Source organism: Kitasatospora sp. NPDC056327 (assembly GCF_042261735.1).
In the GTDB taxonomy this organism is placed as follows: domain Bacteria; phylum Actinomycetota; class Actinomycetes; order Streptomycetales; family Streptomycetaceae; genus Kitasatospora.
Window position 1 is genome coordinate 1 of record NZ_JBHJRC010000049.1, and the last position, 18008, is coordinate 18008.

Sequence of the window (18008 nt, forward strand, 5' to 3'; positions counted from 1 at the left end):
CCACCGCGCCGGGGCGTCCCGGCCCCGCCTCCGGGTCCGGGACGCCCTAGGGCGTCTCTTGTGGATCACTGCCGGGCCCGCGGCGTTGGGGCACGCACCTCGCCGCGTTGTCGTCGGTCGCCAATGCTCCGCAGTGGCTCCCTCCTCCGCCTTGCGATGCACGCACCCCAACGCCGCGGCCTGTCCGACAAGATCCACAAGACACGCCCTGGGGCTTGTCTCCCTGGTGTAGCGATTCGCTGGCCGGCACCTTTGAATGCTGACTGGATTCGGAAAGGGATCTGATCCCGTGCACACCACAGGGGCCGCAGGCGAATGCCTGCGGCCCCTGCGCCGTGTAGCTGGTGACATGTGCCGACCGGGTGTCAGCAGCTGCTGGTGGTGTCGCCCGGGTCGACGGTGCAGGTGTCGGTGCCGAGGCCGCCGTTGGCGGTGTCGCCGCCGGTGCCGTCCTGGACGTCGATGGAGTCGTTGCCGAGCCCGCCGCTCATGATGTCGGTGCCGTCGTGGTCGACCAGGACGTCGTTGCCGTTCTGGCCGTCGAGGTCGTCGTTGCCGGGGCCGCCGTAGATGTGGTCGTTGCCGTTGTCGAACAGGTAGAGGAGGGAGCCGAGAAGGGTCTCGCCGTAGTTGGTGTCGTTGCCGGCCTCGCCGTAGAGGTAGTCGGCGCCGTTGCCGCCGCCCATCGCGTCGTCGCCGTCGCCGCCGTAGAGGGTGTCGTCGCCGTTGCCGCCGTCGACGGTGTCGTCGCCGGCTCCGGCGTAGATGGTGTCGTTGCCGTTCCCGCCGTTGATGGTGTCGTTGCCGCCGAGGCCGCAGATCACGTCGTTGCCGTTGGTGCCGTTGAGGGTGTCGTTGCCGGCCGTGCCGGTGATGGTGCAGCCGTGGCCGTTGTTGACGGTGGTGCTCTGCGCCGCGGTGTTGTTGGCCGGGGTGGTGTCACCGACGGCCGAGGTGGTGGTGCCGGTGGCGGTCACCGTGCCGGTGGCCTGCGGCTCGACCGTCACCGTGATGGTGGCGGAGGCGGCGTTGGCCAGGGTGCCGAGCGCGCAGGACACCGTCGGGGCGGACACGGTGCAGGAGCCCTGCGAGGTGGTGGCGGAGACGATCGCCGCCGCCGCGCCGGACAGGGTCAGCGTCGAGGTGACGCCGGTCGCGGTGTCGGCGCCGTTGTTGGTGACGGTCTGGGTGTAGGTGTAGGTGTCACCGAGGGCGGCCGGGTCCACCGAGTCCGTGACCGCGGTGGCCAGGTCCGCGTTCGGGGGCGGGAGGAAGGTGTACTGGTCGGCCGGGCTGGTGGCGCTGGCGCCCGCGGTCTTGCCCACCGTGACGTCCACCGTCGCGGCGGCGTGGGCCGGGGCGGTGGCGGTGATCCGGGTGTCGCTGTCCACCGTGAACGAGGCGGCCGGGGTGGCACCGAAGGACACGGAGGCGACGCCGGTGAAGCCGGTTCCGGTGATCGTCACCACGGTGCCGCCGGCGTCGGGGCCCGAGGTCGGGCTCAGGGCGCCGACCACGGGCTGGGCCACGTCCACCACCGCGATCCCGCGCGGTGCGGAGTAGCCGGTCAGGGTCGCCGTGACGATGTTGGTCGCCGTGTCGATCACCGAGACGGTGTTGCCGCCCAGGTTGGTGACGTAGGCCGTCGCGCCGGACGAGTCGATCGCGGCGTTCGCGGGGCCCGCGCCGGTGCTGATCGTGGCGGCCACGGTGTTGGTCGCCGTCGCGATGACGCTGACCGTGCCGGAGCCAAAGTTCGGGACGTAGGCGGTGGTGCCGTTCGGGGTGATGGCCACGGCGTTGGGGACGCTGCCCGCCGTGATGGTCGCGGTGACCGTGTTCGTGCTGGTGGAGATCACCGAGACGGACGCCGCAGTGCCGTTGCCGACGTAGACGGTCGAGCCGTTCGGGGCGATCGCCAGGCCGACCGGGCTGGTGCCGACCGGGACGGTCGTGGTGATGGTGTTCGTGGCGGTGTCGATCACGTCGACCAGGTTGGCGGTGCGGTTGGCGGCGTAGAGGGTGGCGCCGTTGGGGGTGACCGCGAGGTCGCGCGGGGAAGAGCCGACCGTGATGGTGCCGGTCACGGTGTGGCTGGCCGTGTCGATCACGGAGATGGTCCCGGCGTTGGCGTTCGACACGTAGGCGGTGGCGCCGTTCGGGGTGAACGCGGTCGCGGCGGGACCCGCGCCGACGGTGATGGTGTGCGTCACCGTGACGGTCGCGGTGTCGATCACCGAGACCGTCCCGGAGTTGAGGTTGGTGACGTAGACCTCGCTGCCCTGCGGGTTGGCGGCCACCTCGAAGGGGCCGCTGCCGACCGCGGCCGTGGCCACGCTCGCGTGGGTGACCGTGTCGTAGACGCTGACGGTGTTGTTGCCGCCGTTGGCGACGTACACCTGCGCGTGGGTCACCGGTGTCACGGCCCGGGCCGGAGCCACGGCCCCGACGACGGTCAGGGCGCCGACCAGTGTGCCGGCGGCCAGTGCCGCGATGCGGCGGCGCAACCGGTGACCGGCTGTCCGTGAGGTGGCGGATGCGGTGCTCAAGAGCATGGGACGTTTCCCCTCCTGGTAGCACGAACCGTTCCGGCGGCCCGCCGGAACGCAGCGCACAACACACCGATTCACGCGGGACTGGGGCTCAACTCCCAATCACTGTAGAACAGTTCGCCTTCCCCTCGCAGGGGAAGGCCGCGTGTGCGGCCGTCCCCCACAGTCTCCGGGCAAGCGGACGGTCCCGTGCCGGGAACCGGTGGACATGGCGCGTTCACGACCGGCGCACCCGGCGCACACCACACCCACTCCAGAACCGCACCCGAGCACCCTGCCGGCCGCCGCCTTCCGCCCGCCACTTCCCGGTGTGGTCCGTGACCGCCGAGAATCACCCCGCGACGCACCCCGGCACTCCCCTTGCCGTCCGCGGTGCCGCGCAGGGCCCGTGCGGGCCTGGCCGTGCGCCACGAACCCGCGCGGTGCCGGCAGGCGCAAAACCGCCCCTGACGCGGGAGGTGGCAGCGAGCACGGACCGGTTGCGCGAGACCGCTGCCTTCAGGTGCTCACACGCGGGAGCCCTGCGGAGTCCTTCAGTTGCCCCGCCTGTCCCCGTGCGTACGGCGCCCAGTAGCACTGGCGCGTAGTTCGCGATCACGTGCTGGGTGGCGGTCGATCGCCGAGAGTCGTTGACCGCCGGACCCAGGTGAGGATCGCGGCGAGGTGGAGTGCGTCCTGGTAGGCGATGGCGAGCTTGTCGCACCGCATGGCCAGGCCGCGCCACTGCTTGAGCCGGGCAATGCACCGCTCCACGGCGTTGCGTCCCTTGTACGCCTCCGGGTCGAACGTCGGCGGCCTCCCGCCCATCGAGCCGCGCCGCCGACGGTGGCGGACCTGGTCGGCCGGCTGCGGGATCACGGTCCGCACGCGACGCTCGCGCAGGTGGGCGCGGATCGCACGCGAGGAGTAGGCCCGGTCGGCGAGCACCACCTCCGGCCGGGTCCGCGGGCGCCCGCCATCGCCGCGCGGTACGCGGATGGCAGCCATCACCGCGGTGAACGCGGGCGCGTCGCCTGCCTGACCGGCCGTCAGGACCAGTGCGGGTGGACGTGCGTTAGAGTCGCTGGCCAGGTGCACCTTGGTGCTCAGGCCACCGCGCGAGCGTCCCAGCGCGTGATCGGCGGGCTCGCCTCGGCCGAAGTCGCCCTTTGCGGGCGCCGGCCGCGTGCTGATGGGCCCGGCAGACGGTGGAGTCCACCGAGACCGCCCACCCGATGTCGCCGTCCGCGTCCGCCGCCGCCAGGACGGCAGCGAAGACACGGGCCCACGTGCCGTCTGCCGCCCAGCGCAGCAGTCGCTTATGAGCGGTCTTGAACGAGCCGAGTTCCTCGGGCAGGTTCCGCCAGGGCGCGCCCGTCCGATACTTCCACGCGATCGCCTCCAGCGTTCGGCGATGGTCCGCCCACCGCCGTCCCCGGACCGGATCGGCCGGCATCAACGGCTCGATCCGGCCCCACATCACATCGCTGATCATCAATCGAACAGACACATCCGATCAACAGCTCAACCCGTCAAGGAGACACGCCCTGGGGCCGCCCGAGATCCGCCCGCCAGTCGTTGCAGCGCATCGGCCGGCCCGGCGGGTACTCGAAGTCCCGTTCCCCCAGCAGTTCGAAGCCCGCCCGGCGGCAGACCGCGTTCGAGGCGGGATTGTCCACCGAGGGGAAGGCGTGCAGGTACCGGCGGAGTCCGGCGGCCCGGGCCCGCGCCACCACCTCGCGGGCGGCCGCCGTCGCCACGCCCCGGCCCTGGAAGCCCGGCAGCACCGTCCAGCCGGTCTCGTGGACGGTGCCGCCGTCCCAGGAGCGGTCCCAGAAACCGATGCCGCCCGCCGGTTCGCCCTCCGGCAGCAGCACGATCCGGAACATCCGCCCCGCGCTCGGCTCCCCGGAGCTCATCCGGACGTAGCGCAGGTGACGGCGTTCCAGTTGCTCCCCGGTCTCCGGACCGCCCAGGTGGGCCGTCAGTTCCGGCGCGTTGAGGTCCCGCAGCAGCGCGGCGTCCCGCTCGGACCACGGGTCCAGCCGTACGGCGGGGGTGGGTTCGTCCATGGCGGAACGGTAGCCCCCGCCACCGACAGCCGCCCGGCCGCGGCCCGCTACCCGGCGGCCACCGCGGCCCGCTCTCCGGCGGCGGGCTCCAGCCGGACCGGGAGGTCCCGCAGCGCGTTCACGATGAACGACTCCTGCGGGCGCAACCGGTCCTCCGGCACCGCGAGTTCGATGCCGGGGAAGGCGCCGAACAGCGCACCGAGCGCCTCCTCCGCCTCCATCACGCCGAGCGCCGCCCCCAGGCAGTAGTGGCGGCCGTGGCCGAACGCCAGGTGGGTCTTGTCGGCCCGGGTGAGGTCGAAGTCCTCCGGCCGGTCCGGGTGCAGCCCGGGGTCCCGGCCGGCCGCCCCGAAGGCGAACAGGACCGGCTCGCCGGCCCGGATCAGCACCCCCTCGCCGAGGTCGACGTCCTCGGCGGCGAAGTACATCGGCAGGTGCATCACCGGCGGCTCCAGCCGCAGCGACTCCTCGATGGCATCGCGCCACGTCGCCCCGCCGGAACGGATCAGGGCGAGCTGCCCCGGGTGGGACAGCAGCAGCGCCACCGTGTGGTCGATGAGGTTGACGGCGGTCTCGGACCCGGCGCCGATCATCAGGATCAGGGTGGAGACCAGCTCCTTCTCGCTCAGCCGGTCGCCGTCGGCGGCGCGGGTGGCGATCAGCTCGCTGGTCATGTCGTCGCCCGGCGACTCCCGCTTGGTGGCGGCCAGCCGCGCCATGGCCGCGAACAGGTCGTCCAGCACCGCCCTGGCCTGCTCGGGGGAGGCGTCGGTCTCCAGGACGCCGTCCACCACCCGGCGCACCTCGGGACGCTGCTCCTCGGGGACGCCGAACAGGTCGCAGATCAGCGTGGTGGGCAGCGGGTAGGACAGCCTGGAGTGCAGGTCGACCGTCTCGCCGGGCGCGGCGGCGCGCAGTGCCCCGACCAGCGTGTCGACGATCGCCCGCACCCGGGGCCGCAGCGCCTCCACCCGGCGGGGGCTGAATGCGGGCGCGGTCAGCATGCGCAGGCGGTGGTGGTCCGCGCCGTCGCTGGTGAACATGCTCTCCACCGCGACCCAGCTGGCCAGCGGCCAGTCGGGGCCGACCCGCCCCTCGATCCAGTCGGGCCAGTGCCGTCGGGCGTTCTTGGCGAGCCGGTTGCCGGTCAGGAGCTGTCGGGCGACGTCGGCACGGGTCACCGACCAGGCCGACACCCCGCCGGGGAGCCCGACCCGGACGGCAGGGCCGTGGGTGCGCAGGTGGGCGGCCTCCGCGTGGAGGTCCGAGCCGAGGGTGTCGAGGGTGTGGGCGTAGGGGCAACGGGGTTCCATGAGCACTCCTGGAGGGGGAGCGGCGGGCAGAACGGTCGGCCGGTTGTGACCGTACGACCGCACGGGGTGGCGGGGGAAGGGGCGCCGTCGGTGTTGCGCGGCTCCCGGAGGGCCGCGCCCGCGCGCGCCCCGTCGCGCACCCGATCGCATCCTGGACCGCGCGCCCGGCCGCGCGCCCGCGGCGGGGGCGACGGGTAGCCTGCCCGGGTGGTGGTTCACGGGTTCGGGGTGACGGAGTTCCAGCTGGTGCTGCTGCGCCGGATGGCGGACTTCCAGCCGCAGCCGGTCGAGGAGGCGGTGCGCCGGCTGGGCGCGACGCGGGCCGGGATGCGCGAGGCGAACAAGCGCTGGCAGGCGATGGTGCGCGCGCCGGGCTTCCCCTCCGGCGGGCGCCGGTACACGGCCGTGCTCGGGCCCCCGGAGGCGACGCTGCCGCGCCGGATCGGGGACCTCGTCTGCACCGCGCGCCAGTGGGCGCTGCCGCTCTGGCCCGGGCTGCGCTTCGAGGTCCTGTCCGGGCCGGGCGGGGCCGGCGCGCCGGAGCTGAACGCGTGGCTGGTACGGGCGGCGGACACCCCGCCGCCGGTGCTGCGCACCCTCGCCGACCTGACGCCCTGGAGCTGCGTGGTGGCCGACCTCGGCAGTGCGTTCCCGCCCGCGGTGCCGCGCGAGGGCAGTGCGCCGACCCGGTTCCGGCTGGACTTCACCGCCCCGGACGCCGGGGGCCGGGCCCTGGCCTGCACGGCGGACTTCACCTGGGGGCTGCTCCAGGAGGTGCGTCCCGCCGGGCCGTGAACCGCTCCGGTCGGTCGTCGGTGCCCCGGTCCTCGGTGCCCCGGCCGTCAGCCCGCCGGGGCCGGGGGCTCGGGACGGACGGGGTGCACCGTCCGTCCGCCGACCAGGGTGCGGTCGGGCAGCAGGTCCCGCAGGTCCTCGACCGGGCAGGTCAGCGGGTCGGCCGGCCACAGCGTCAGGTCGGCCAGCGCGCCCGGACGCAGCACGCCGCGCCGCCCGCTCTCGCCGGTCAGCCGGGCGGCGGCCACGGTGTGCAGGGCGATCGCCTCCGCGCGCCCGATCGCGTGCCCGGCGCCGAGCACCCCGGCCACCGTCCGGCGGGTCGTCATGCCCCACACGGACACCATCGCGCCGTAGGGCCCGACCGGGAAGTCCGAGCCGGCGGCCAGCTGCGCACCCTCGTCGAGCCACTCGCGGAGCGGGAACAGCGCGCCGGTGCGCTCCTCGCCCCAGGTCAGCCGCTGGGCGAGCGCGCCGTCGTGCAGCAGCGGGTGCTGGACGGTCACCGGGACGCCGAGGGCGATCGCCCGGGCCCGCTGTCCGGCGCGGGCGAGCCCGCCGTGCTCGACCACCAGGGTGCCGGCGGGCAGTCCGGGGCGCCGTGCCAGCACCTCCTCGAAGACGTCCAGCAGGGTGCGCAGCCCGCGGTCGCCCCAGGCGTGCACCCCGACCCGCAGACCGCGCGCGACCACCCGGTCGACGGCCTCCACCAGGTCCGCCTGCTCCCACAGCAGCCGGCCGTGGTAGCAGGGCCGCCCCTCGTAGGGCTCCTCCAGCGCGCCCGCCTCGAAGCCGCCGTCGATGCCGAACTTGACGCCCCAGACGGAGAGCCGGTCGTCCTCGTGGCCGGCGGCGCGCCAGGCCTCGACGCGGTCCAGCAGCCCGTCCACCTCCCCGGGGGTGCGGACCGCGAAGCCGGAGACCAGCGCCCGGACCCGGACGGCGAGCGCGCCCGCCGCGCGGGCGGCGCGCAGCACCTCCAGGTCCTCGACCGGGACCAGGCAGTCACGGACGGTGCCGATCCCGGTGGCCGCGTAGCCGGCGGACGCGGCGCGCAGGCCGTCGATCCGTTCGGCGAGCCCGGGCCGCGGCAGGACGCGCTCGGCGAGTTCGGTCGCCGTGTTGACCAGGCGTCCGGTGAGCCGGCCGTCCGGGTCCCGTTCGATCACGCCGCCGGGCGGGTCGGGGGTGGCGGCGGTGATCCCGGCGAGGCGCAGTGCCGCCGAGTTGAGCACCATGTTGTAGGCACCGCGGCGGACCAGCACCGGGTGGGCGGCGGTGGCCGTGTCCAGCTCCGCGGTGGTGGGCAGCCGCCGTTCGGCCAGGTTCACCTCCTGCCAGTTGACGGTGGTGCGGATCCAGTCGCCGGGCGGGGTGCGGGCGGCCCGTTCGCGGATCAGGGCGAGGAAACCGGCGAGGTCGGCGGCCCGGTGGACGGGGACGCCGTGCACGCTGTGCCCGGCGAGGATCAGATGGGTGTGGGTGTCGTCGAAGGCGGGCAGCACGGTGGCTCCCGGTGCGTCGACGATCCCGGTGGCCGGTCCGGCGAGCGCGTCCAGGCCGTGCGGGTCGGCGGAGAGGGCGGTGATCCGGCCGCCGGTGACGGCGATCGCTCGCTGCGGCGGCTCGCCCGGGACGAGCGTGTGCACGGCGGCGGCGCGCACCAGCAGGTCGGCGGTGTCCGGGGCGGCGCCGTCGTGGGAGGTGGTGTCCGGGCGGATGGGGCGCGGGCTGCGGGGCGGCTGGGTCATCGGGGCTCCTCGGGGCGGCGGCCGGCGGCGGACAGACCGGTGACCAGCTCGACGTGCCGCAGGCTCGGCCCGGCGAGCAGGGCGTGCAGTTCGGTGAAGACGGCCCGCGCCGCGACGGCGTTCCAGTCGGCCGGCAGCAGCGGCTCGGGCAGTCCGGGGTCCAGGTAGGGCAGCCGGCGCCACTGGGTGAGCATCGGGACGTACGCGCGGAACGCCGCCGCCGGACCGGGACCGGCGCCCCGCCCGGGCAGCCCGGCGGCGGCTGGCCGCCACTCGTCGGTGAAGGCCGCGTACTGGGCCTCGATCGCGGGGAGGTCCCACCAGCCGGCGACGGCCGCGCGCAGGTCGGTGAAGCCCGCGTACTCGGCGGACAGGAACAGGTGGACGTAGCCGTCCAGGCCGAGCCGTTCCAGCAGCCGCCGGGCGTCCGGCAGCAGCCGGGCCGGGGCCAGCCAGACGCCGGGGGCGGCGTTGCCGAAGCCGAGCCAGCTGAGCCGGGAGCGCAGGGTGTGCCGGTGGGCGCGCGCGGACTCGGGCACCGAGAAGACCGCGACCACCCAGCCGTCGGAGAGGGCCGCGGGCTCCAGGCTGTGGAAGATCCTGCGGTCGCCCTCCTCGAACACCGGGTCCATCGCGGGAGCCAGCCGGTAGCCGGTCCCGGCGCCGCCGGCGGCCCCGGTTCCGGTGCCGTCCCGGCGTTCCTGGAGCAGGGTGCCGGCCTTCTTGAGCCGGGAGATGGCGGAGCGGACGGCGGGGGCGTCGACGTCCAGCTCGGCCATCAGGGCGATCAGGTCGGCGATCGATATCCAGCCGCCCAGGCGGCGCACGAACTCGCCGTAGACGGTGTGGATCAGTGAGCTCGGCCGGGCGGTGTGCTCCGTCACGGCGGACCTCCCCGTCATGGTGGACCTGCTCCCGGCAGCTGCCGGTGATCATACCGGCGGTGCCCCGGACGGTGCCGCCCCGCGCGGAGGCGGCCCGCCCGGCCCGGGGCCGCGTAGTCCGGGGCCGCGTAGTCCGGGTCCGTGCGGGGCGGGCAGCGCGGGGCGGCACCGGCGGCGTCGGCCCTCCGGAACCGCCGGTGCCGCCTCCGGTCAGGTCTCCCTGTCAGGTCCTCCGGTCAGGTCTCCGCGAACGGTCAGGTCTCCGCGAAGGCGCCGGAGAGCAGGTGCCCGGCGCCGGGGGCGTGGGCCGGCAGGCCGAGCGCGCGCAGCAGCTGGTGCGCGGTGCAGACGGCCGCCGAGACGACCGGCTTGCCGAGCCGCTGCTCGGCCTCCTCGATCGCCCCGAGCGAGGGCAGTTGCACGCACGCCGACAGCACCACCGCGTCGGCCCGGTCGTGGGCCAGCCCGGCCGCGATGGCCGGCAGCTTCGCCGGGTCGTGGGCGGCGACGTCGAGGTTGTCGGGGATCTCCAGGGCCGCGAAGTCGAGCACCTCGATGCCCTCGTGGCCCAGGTAGTCGACGACGGTGCGGGCCAGCGGCCGCAGGTAGGGGGTGACCACGGCCACCTTCCGCGCGCCGAGCGCGTGCAGCCCGGCCACCAGCGCGCCGGCGCTGGTGACCACGGGTGCGGCGGCGCCGTTCTCCTCGGTGCGCCGGTGCAGCCGCCGCTCGGCCTCCCGGTGGTGGCCCGGGCCGGCGCTCATCACGGCGACCAGGCAGGCGTAGCCCAGCACGTCGACCCGGGCGTCCGCGAGCTCGGCCGCGCACCGGTCGGACTCGGCGTCCATGGCACGCAGCTGTTCGGGGGTGACCCGGGTCATCCGCATCCGGCTGGAGTGGAAGGTGAACCGTTCGGGCGCCACCCGCTCGCGGGCGCGCAGCAGGGCGGGGATCTCGGTCTCCATGGTGACGTTGGAGCTCGGGACGATCTGGCCGATCCGGTAGGTCATGGCCATCGGGGGAGCGCCTCCTTCCGTGGTCGGGGTCAGCGGGCGTCGATCACCGGGTTGGCCAGGGTGCCGATGCCCTCGATGGTGGCCTCGACGAGGTCGCCGGGCCGCAGGAAGCAGGGGGGAACCATCGCGGCGCCGACGCCCGGCGGCGAGCCGGTGGCGATCACGTCCCCGGCCTCCAGGGTGACGCCGGAGGAGATGTCGGCGATCAGCCGGGCGATGCCGAACAGCATGTGGCGGGTGTTGGAGTCCTGCCGCAGTTCGCCGTTGACCCGCAGCGAGAGGTCCAGCCGCTGGGGGTCGGGGATCTCGTCGGCGGTCACCACGACCGGGCCGAACGGCGCGAAGCTGTCCTGGCCCTTGGAGAAGAACCACTGGCCGGAGCGGCGCTGGTCGCGGGCGCTCACGTCGTTGACGATGCTGTAGCCGAAGACGTGCCGCCGGGCGTCGGCCTCGCTCACCCGGAAGGCGGGGGCGCCGATGACGACGGCGAGTTCGCACTCCCAGTCGAGCTGCCCGGTGAGGTCGCCGTTGTGCCGGATCGGCCCGCCGGGGCCGGTGACGGCGGTGGACGGCTTGCAGAACAGCACCGGGCGGTCCGGTGGTTCCTGGCCGGTGTCCAGGGTCCGGTGCGACTCGGCGACGTGCTCGACGTAGTTGAGGCCGACGCCGACGATCTTGCCCGGGCGCAGCGGGGCGCTCAGCACCACGTCGGCGAGCGGGCGCACCGCCGCGGGGTGCCGCGGCGCTGCGCCGAGCAGCGCCCGCGCGGTGGCCAGGGCGGGTTCCCCGGCGCGGATCAGTTCCAGCAGGTCGCCGGGCAGGTCGGCACCGGTGGCCGCGGCGAGTGCGGACAGGTCGGCGACCAGGTCGCCGTCGAGCAGGGCGCCGAGCCGCGGCGGGCCGGTGCCGGCGGTGGCGTCCCCCGGGGCGGTGTCCCCCGGGGCGGCGGGCCCGGCGCTGCCGGGGAGGCGGTAGGTCAACAGCTTCACGGGTACGGGCTCCTGGTCACGGGGTGGTGGTGGGCTGGTGCCCGTCGTTCGCCGGGTGGGCCTCCTCGCGGTACAGCCCGAGCGCGTGCATCACCGGGAAGTCGTTGAAGGAGAACAGGCAGGCGTCCTCGCCGGGGTCGAGGTTCTCGTGCTCGTGCCAGGCCCAGGAGGGCACCACGAAGATGTCGCCCTGCTGCCACGCGAAGCGGCGCCCGGCGACCACCGAGACGCCGCGCCCCTTGGCCGCGGTGTACACCACCGAACCGGTGTGCCGGTGCGCCCGGGTGGCCTGCCCGGGGCGCAGCAGCTGGAGGTGGGCGCCCATGGTGGGCATCACCGGGCCGCCGGTGACCGGGTTGGTGTACTCCATGATCACGCCGTCGTACGGCGATCCGCCGGTGGCGCGGGCGAGCCGGGTGAGCGCGTCGTAGCTGGGCTCCCAGGGCCAGCCGAGCAGCGGGGAAAAGGGCCGGCTCCACTTCTCCGAGCCGTACGGCAGCAGGTTGCCGCCGTAGCTGAGCAGCGAGGAGTTCACCACCGGGCCGGGCCGCTGGTGGAGGTCCGGGTGCACCTCGTAGAAGTTGGCGTCGAGCATGTTGACCAGCGGGATGTCCAGGCCGTCCTGCCAGATCACCGGGGCGTCGTCCGACTCGTTGCCGTGCTCGTGCCAGGTGTTGTTGGGGGTGATCGCGAAGTCCCGGGGGCCGACCCGGAGCTTCTGGCCGTCGACGACCGTCCAGGCGCCGGTGCCCTCGTGGACGAAGCGCAGCGCGGCGGCCTGGTGGCGGTGCGCGGTCATCGCCTCGCCGGGGCCCATGATCTGCAGGCCGGTGTACAGGAGTCCGACGGCGGCGCTGAGTTCGCGGCGGCCGGGGTTGACCAGCATGACCACCCGGCGGCCGGCGTCGTCGGCCCGGACCAGCGGGAGCGCCCTGCGGACCAGCGGGCGCAGGTCGGCGTAGCGCCAGAGCACCGGCACCGACCTCGGCTGCGGGTACCACGGCTCGATCTCGTTCGCCACGGTCCACAGCGCACCGGCGTCGGCCTTCTCCAGTTCCTGGTAGTACGCGGTGAGTTCCGGACTGTCGGTGACCCTGGCCCGGCCGATCCGGTCGTCGTCGAAGTCCTGCTGGTCGGTCATCGCTCCTCCTGCGGGGGCTGCTGCTGCGGGGGTTCCCGGACGGGCGTGAGCGGCCGCAGCGGGCGGTCGTCCACGTGCAGCCGGAAGACGTCGAAGCGGTTGTAGTGGCCGAGGATGTCGTGCATCTGCTTGGGCCGGACGCAGCGGCCGAGGTCGATCTCCGCGTAGACGATGCCCTCCTCGTCCACCAGCGGCTCGGTGACCGGGCGTCCGTCGGGGCCGAAGATCCCGGAGAGCGCGCTGCGGGGGCGGGCGAGCCGCGCGCGCAGTTCCGCGTCCTCCCCGGCGATCTCCGCGGCGATCTCCGGGGAGAGCGTCGAGCAGGAGACCACCGTGAAGACCTTGCCCTCGAAGCAGTGCGCGGCGGCGCGCAGCGCGATCGCCTCCGCCATGTCGTAGTCCTCGGGGGCGACGGGCAGTGCGATGTAGGCGGCGGCGTGCACGAGTTCGCCCCGGGCGAGGAGGGTGAAGCGGGCCAGCGGGTTGGTGTTCTCGCCGCAGGCGAGCGCGCCGAGCGGCCCGACGGCCGTGCGGTGGACCAGCAGCGAACTGCCGTCGCCGGGCGTCCAGGTCAGCTTCTCGGCCCAGGTGGGCACCAGTTTGCGGTGCACGCCGAGCAGTTCGCCGTCGTGGCCGATGGTCAGCAGGGTGTTGTACAGCGCCCCGAGGCTGTGCGGGCCGCGCTCGTTGACCCCGATCACCAGCACCACGCCGGCCCGCCGGGCGGCGGCGCGCAGCGCGTCCACGTGCGGGCCCGGCACGTCCACCGAGGCCCGGTACAGGCGCTCGTACCAGGGCGAGCCCTGCACCGGGGTCATCGTCCAGTTCCAGTAGGGGTAGCCGGGGACGAACGCCTCGGGGAGGACCACCAGCGACGCGCCGTTCGCGGCCGCCTCGTGGACCAGCGCGACGGCCTTGTCGATGGTCGCGTCGGTGTCCAGGTAGACGGGGGCGGTCTGGACGGCGGCGGCGGTGAACCGGGGCAGCCGCAGGGCGGCGGCCACGGGGCCGGTCGTCGGCTCGGTCATCGTTGCTCCTCGGATCGGTCCGGACGGTCCTGTCCCGGCCGCCAGCGCCGGTGCACCGGCGGGTCCGGCTCGGGCACCAGCCGCAGCCGGGGGGCCACCCGGTCGGCGGCGGGCCCCGGCGGCCGGCGGCTGCCCGCCGCCCAGGGTTCGGGCCAGCGGGCGCCGGGCCCCTCGTACCCCTGCTCGGCGGCCGCGTGCAGCGTCCACAGCGGGTCGTACAGCTGTGCCCGGCCGACCGCCACGAGGTCGGCCCGCCCGGCCAGCAGCACCGAGTTGACGTCGTCGTGGTGGGAGACCGCGCCGACGGCGACGGTGGGCAGGCCGGTCGCGGCGCGCACCAGCTCGGCGAACGGCGTCTGGTATCCGCGCCCGTACGGCGGCCGCTCGTGCGCCACCACCTCGCCGGTGGAGACGTCCACCGCGTCGGCGCCGCCGTCCGCGAGCGCCCGGCAGATCACGACGGCCTCCGCCTCGGTGGTGCCGCCCGGCGCCCAGTCGGCCGCCGAGATCCGCACCAGCAGCGGCCGCCCGGCCGGCCACACCGCCCGGACCGCCGCCAGCACCTCCAGCGGCAGCCGCAGCCGGTGGGCGAGCGGGCCGCCGTAGCGGTCGGCGCGCCGGTTGGTCAGCGGCGACAGGAAGCCGGAGACCAGGTGGCCGTGGCCGAACTGCAGCTCCAGCGCGTCGAAGCCGGCGCGGGCCGCCCGCCCGGCCGCCGCCGCGAAGGCCGCGGCGACGGCGGCGAGCCGGGCCGGGGCCGCCTCGTGCGGCGGCGGGCCGTCCGGGAGCCACGGCAGCGGCGAGGCCGCCAGGAGCTCGCCCCGCCCCGCGGGCGAGGCCCGGCGGCCGGCGTGGGTCAGCTGGATCCCGACCGGCGTGTCGTTCACCGCCCGGACGGAGTCCAGGAGTTCGCGCCAGGCCGCCTCCTGCCGGTCGCTCCACAGCCCGGGGCAGCCGGCGATCAGGCCCTCCGGCGAGACGGCCGTCATCCCGGCGATCACCAGCCCGGCGCCGCCCAGCGCGTGCCCGGTCAGCTGCGCCCGGTCGAACGCGCTCGGCAGCGCGTCGACGGCCGTGAAGGTGGCCAGCGGCGGCACCACCACCCGGTTGCGCAACTCCAGGGCGGCCAGCTTCAGCGGCCGGAACATCGGCGGCCCCTGCCGGACACCGGAGCCGCCCCCGGACGCGGCGTCCACCGCCTCGACGAACCCGGGGTCCCGGGCCCGCAGGCCGCCGTAGGTGACCCGGCGGCTTCGGGTCAGCAGGTTGAACGCGAACCGGTCCGGGGCCTGACCGGTCCGCCGGCCGACGCCCTCGAACCACTCCAGGCTCGCCTGCGCGGCCCGCTGGGCGGACTCCACCACCGGCCGCCGCTGCGCCTCGTAGGCCGCCGCCGCGTCGGCCACGGTGGGCTGTTCGCGCAGGCTCGCGGCCAGTGCCAGGGCGTCCTCCAGCGCCAGTTTGGTGCCCGAGCCGATCGAGAAGTGCGCGGTGTGCGCCGCGTCGCCGAGCAGCACCACGTTCCGGTGCCGCCAGGTCGCGTTGCGCACCGTGGTGAACCGGATCCAGCGCGAGGCGTTCGGGATCAGCCGGTGCCCGTCCAGGTGGCCGGCGAGCAGTTCCGCGCAGCGCCGGACGCTCGCGGTGTCGCTCTCGCCGCGCGCGAACTCCCGGGCGGCGAGGGCCTCGAACCCCGCCCGCCGCCAGACGTCCTCGGCGGCCTCCACGATGAACGTCGACCGCGCGGCGCTGTACGGGTAGGCGTGCACCTGCAGCACGCCGAAGTCGAAGCGCTCGACGACGAAGGTGAACGCGTCGAGGACCCGGTCGGTGGCGAGCCACATGTACCGGCAGTGCCGCTCGTCGAGCTCCGGCCGGAAGGCCGCGGCGAACGCGGCCCGGGTCGACGAGTGGACGCCGTCCGCGGCGACCACCAGGTCGTACTGCTCGGCGAGCCGGGCGGCCGGCGGCGCGGGCGTGCGGTAGCGGACGTCCACCGCCAGCTCCGCGCAGCGGCGCTGCAGGATCGTGCGCAGCCGGTTGCGGTCGAGGGCGGCGAAGCCGTGTCCGCCGCAGGTGCGGACCTGGCCGGCGTAGCGGACGTCGATGTCGCTCCAGCGGGCGAACTCCGCGCTCATCGCGGCGAACACCCGGGGGTCGGCGTCCGCGATGCCGTCCAGGGTCTCGTCGGAGAAGACCACCCCGAAGCCGTACCCGTCCTCGCGGCCGTCCCGTTCGAAGACGGTGATCTCGCGCCCCGGGTCCAGCCGCTTGGCCAGCGCGGCGAAGTAGAGCCCGCCCGGGCCGCCGCCGATCACCGCGATCCGCCCGGCGGTTCCGCGCCCGCCGGTCACCGGATCACCTCCGGCTCCTGCCGGCCCGCGGCGGCCAGCGCGCGGCGCACCGGCTCCGGCCACGGCTCGGCGCTCCGCTCGTGCGGCGCGGAGTGCACCACCGACATCCGCCCGCTGGCCGCCAGGCCGTGCGGCCCGTGCACCTCGAAGGCGTAGTGCAGCGAGGAGCCGCCGACCCGCTCGACCCGCAGCTCGGTGCGGACCACGTCGCCGAACCAGAGCCGCTCGCGGTAGTCGGCCTCGAAGTGCACCCGGGGGATCCGCCCGAACAGCCCGTCCAGGCCCAGCCGGCGCAGCAGTGTCGCCTCCGCCGCCTCGGCCCAGCGCTGGACGGCGGAGAAGTGGTAGTGCCCGGCCGCGTCGGTGTCCGACCACTCGACCCGCCGCTCGGTGCTCACGCTGGCCGGGGCCGGGCGGGCGTCCGCCGCGGCGGGCGCCGCAGCCACCCCGGCGGCGTGCCGCCGCAGTTCGGCGCGTGCCAGCTTCCCGGTCGCGGTGCGCGGCAGCCGGGCGACGAACTCCACCGCGCGGGGGTACTTGTAGGGCGCGATGGCGCGCTTGACGTGGTCCTGGAGCTCCTGGACGGTCCCCGGCCCCGCCGCCACCCCCGCGCGGAGCACCACGTACGCCTTCACCACGGTGCCCCGCCGCTGGTCCGGCGCCCCGACGACGGCGCAGTCCACGACGTCCGGATGCTCGGTGAGCGCCTGTTCCACCTCGGGTCCGGCGATGTTGTAGCCGGCCGAGACGATCATGTCGTCGGTGCGCGCCTGGTACCAGAAGTAGCCGTCGGCGTCGCGGACACAGGTGTCACCGGTGAGGTTCCAGCCGTCCCGGACGTACTCGCGCTGGCGCTCGTCCCGCAGGTAGCGGCAGCCGGTCGGGCCCTTGACGGCGAGCCGTCCGGGTTGCCCGTCGGGCAGCGGCCGGCCCCGGTCGTCCAGTATCGCGGCCCGGTAGCCGGGCACCGGGAGTCCGGTCGCGCCGGGGCGGACGGCGTCGTCCGCGGCGGAGATGAACACGTGCAGCAGCTCGGTGGCCCCGATGCCGTTGATCAGCCGCTGTCCGGTCGCCGCCCGGAACGCCTCCCAGACGCTCGCCGGCAGGTGCTCACCGGCCGACACGCAGCGCCGTACGCCCGCGAGCCGGCCGGCCAGCCCGGCGGCGAGGATCGCCCGGTAGGCCGTCGGCGCGGTGAACAGCACGCTGACGCCGTGCCGCCGGACCTGCTCGGCGAGCTGTTCGGGGCCGGTCTGCTCCAGCAGCAGGGCGGCGGCGCCGGCCCGCAGCGGGAAGACCACCAGGCCGCCGAGTCCGAAGGTGAAGGCGAGCGGCGGGGTGCCGCCGAAGAGGTCGTCGGGGGTCGGGCGGAGCAGGTGGCGGGAGAAGGTGTCGGCGTTGGCGAGCACGTCGCGGTGGAAGTGCAGGGTGGCTTTGGGGCGGCCGGTGGTGCCGGAGGTGAAGGCGATCAGGGCGACGTCGTCGGCGGCGGTGGCGACGGCCTGGAAGGGGGCGCCCGGGGCCAGGCCCGCGGGGCCGGCGGGGCCGTAGGGCACGACGGTGAGGCCGGGCGTGGCGGCCCGTTCCAGCTCGCTCAGGAAGCGCTCGTCGCAGAGGGCGACGACCGGCCGGGCGATCTCGTGCACGGTGCTCAGCTCGCCCGACCGCAGCAGTGGCACGGTGGCCACGGCCACCCCGCCCGCCTTCAGTACTCCGAGCCAACAGGCCACCAGCCAGGGCGCGTTGGGGCCGCGGAGCAGCACCCGGTTGCCCGGTACGATCCCGAGCCGCCCGGTCAGCAGCCGGGCCACCGCGTCGGCGTGCTCACGCAGCTCGCCGTACGTCCACGCGCCGCCCGGTGTGACCAGGCAGCGGCGGTGCGCGCCGTACCGCCCGATTGTCGCGTCGAGCAGTTCATGGGCGCAGTTGAGCCGGTCGGGATAGGCCAACTCCGGTAATTCGAAGATGAGTTCGGGCCACTGGTCGAACGGCGGAAGGTTGTCGCGACAGAACGTGTCCACGTGCGCAGAGGGAGAGAGCTCCATGGGCGGGCCACCTCATCGGGCGAGCGGGAGTGAGGCAAGTATCGCGCTTCGGTGACGCCAGTCAAGAGAGCTATACAAACATCCGGGTG

The 18008-nt window shown here is 75.0% G+C and carries 13 protein-coding genes and 1 pseudogene; 1 reads left to right on the forward strand and 13 read right to left on the reverse strand.

The features are described 5' to 3' along the window. Nucleotides 1–365: 365 nt before the first annotated feature. The 4 genes from ACFCX4_RS10340 to ACFCX4_RS10355 all read right to left on the reverse strand — a co-directional run bounded on the left by ACFCX4_RS10340 (nt 366) and on the right by ACFCX4_RS10355 (nt 5916). Complete coding sequence (locus ACFCX4_RS10340; RefSeq protein WP_376140421.1) at nt 366–2555, reverse strand: beta-propeller fold lactonase family protein; 2190 nt, start codon at nt 2553–2555, stop codon at nt 366–368. 591 nt (nt 2556–3146) lie between these two features. Beyond that, nucleotides 3147–4026 (reverse strand): IS5 family transposase gene (locus ACFCX4_RS10345; RefSeq protein ID WP_376140424.1). Its coding sequence is split into 2 segments (ribosomal slippage): nt 3147–3675 and nt 3674–4026, totalling 882 coding nucleotides; the frame shifts between segments, so codons are not numbered across the junction. Nucleotides 4027–4063: 37 nt separating this feature from the next. Then, nucleotides 4064–4603 (reverse strand): GNAT family N-acetyltransferase, encoded by a 540-nt coding sequence (locus tag ACFCX4_RS10350; protein WP_376140426.1) that lies wholly within the window; start codon nt 4601–4603, stop codon nt 4064–4066. Nucleotides 4604–4650: 47 nt separating this feature from the next. Beyond that, entirely contained in the window at nt 4651–5916 is a 1266-nt protein-coding gene (locus ACFCX4_RS10355; RefSeq protein WP_376140428.1) for a cytochrome P450, read from the reverse strand. A 261-nt stretch (nt 5917–6177) separates the two neighbouring features. Here ACFCX4_RS10355 and ACFCX4_RS10360 point away from each other — a divergent pair, with 261 nt between their 5' ends. Continuing rightward, nucleotides 6178–6711 carry a hypothetical protein gene (locus ACFCX4_RS10360; RefSeq protein WP_376140475.1) on the forward strand — a complete coding sequence of 178 codons (534 nt, stop codon included), beginning with the start codon at nt 6178–6180 and terminating at the stop codon, nt 6709–6711. Nucleotides 6712–6758: 47 nt separating this feature from the next. Here ACFCX4_RS10360 and ACFCX4_RS10365 read toward each other — a convergent pair whose 3' ends face one another. The 9 genes and pseudogenes from ACFCX4_RS10365 to ACFCX4_RS10405 form a co-directional block, all read right to left on the reverse strand. Beyond that, nucleotides 6759–8462 carry an amidohydrolase gene (locus ACFCX4_RS10365; RefSeq protein WP_376140430.1) on the reverse strand — a complete coding sequence of 568 codons (1704 nt, stop codon included), beginning with the start codon at nt 8460–8462 and terminating at the stop codon, nt 6759–6761. Continuing rightward, a complete protein-coding gene (locus ACFCX4_RS10370; RefSeq protein ID WP_376140432.1) occupies nt 8459–9346 on the reverse strand; it encodes a PaaX family transcriptional regulator C-terminal domain-containing protein in 888 nt (295 codons plus the stop codon). The genes ACFCX4_RS10365 and ACFCX4_RS10370 overlap by 4 nt, the downstream gene beginning before the upstream one ends. A gap of 254 nt (nt 9347–9600) precedes the next feature. Then, nucleotides 9601–10362, reverse strand: a complete 762-nt coding sequence (locus tag ACFCX4_RS10375; RefSeq protein ID WP_376140434.1) for an Asp/Glu racemase — start codon at nt 10360–10362, stop codon at nt 9601–9603. A 29-nt stretch (nt 10363–10391) separates the two neighbouring features. Next, nucleotides 10392–11351 (reverse strand): fumarylacetoacetate hydrolase family protein, encoded by a 960-nt coding sequence (locus tag ACFCX4_RS10380; RefSeq protein WP_376140436.1) that lies wholly within the window; start codon nt 11349–11351, stop codon nt 10392–10394. 16 nt (nt 11352–11367) lie between these two features. After that, a complete protein-coding gene (locus tag ACFCX4_RS10385; RefSeq protein WP_376140438.1) occupies nt 11368–12492 on the reverse strand; it encodes a cupin domain-containing protein in 1125 nt (374 codons plus the stop codon). Then, nucleotides 12489–13520, reverse strand: coding sequence for a carbon-nitrogen hydrolase family protein (locus tag ACFCX4_RS10390; RefSeq protein ID WP_376140440.1), 1032 nt, complete (start codon nt 13518–13520; stop codon nt 12489–12491). Before ACFCX4_RS10390 ends, ACFCX4_RS10385 begins: the two co-directional genes overlap by 4 nt. Continuing rightward, a complete protein-coding gene (locus ACFCX4_RS10395; protein WP_376140442.1) occupies nt 13517–15874 on the reverse strand; it encodes an FAD-dependent monooxygenase in 2358 nt (785 codons plus the stop codon). The genes ACFCX4_RS10390 and ACFCX4_RS10395 overlap by 4 nt, the downstream gene beginning before the upstream one ends. Continuing rightward, complete coding sequence (locus ACFCX4_RS10400; RefSeq protein WP_376140477.1) at nt 15871–16320, reverse strand: acyl-CoA thioesterase; 450 nt, start codon at nt 16318–16320, stop codon at nt 15871–15873. The genes ACFCX4_RS10395 and ACFCX4_RS10400 overlap by 4 nt, the downstream gene beginning before the upstream one ends. Then, nucleotides 16315–17919: pseudogene (locus ACFCX4_RS10405) on the reverse strand (AMP-binding protein); the annotation flags it as partial. The pseudogene ACFCX4_RS10405 and the gene ACFCX4_RS10400, both read right to left, overlap by 6 nt. Between the last annotated feature and the right edge of the window lie 89 nt (nt 17920–18008).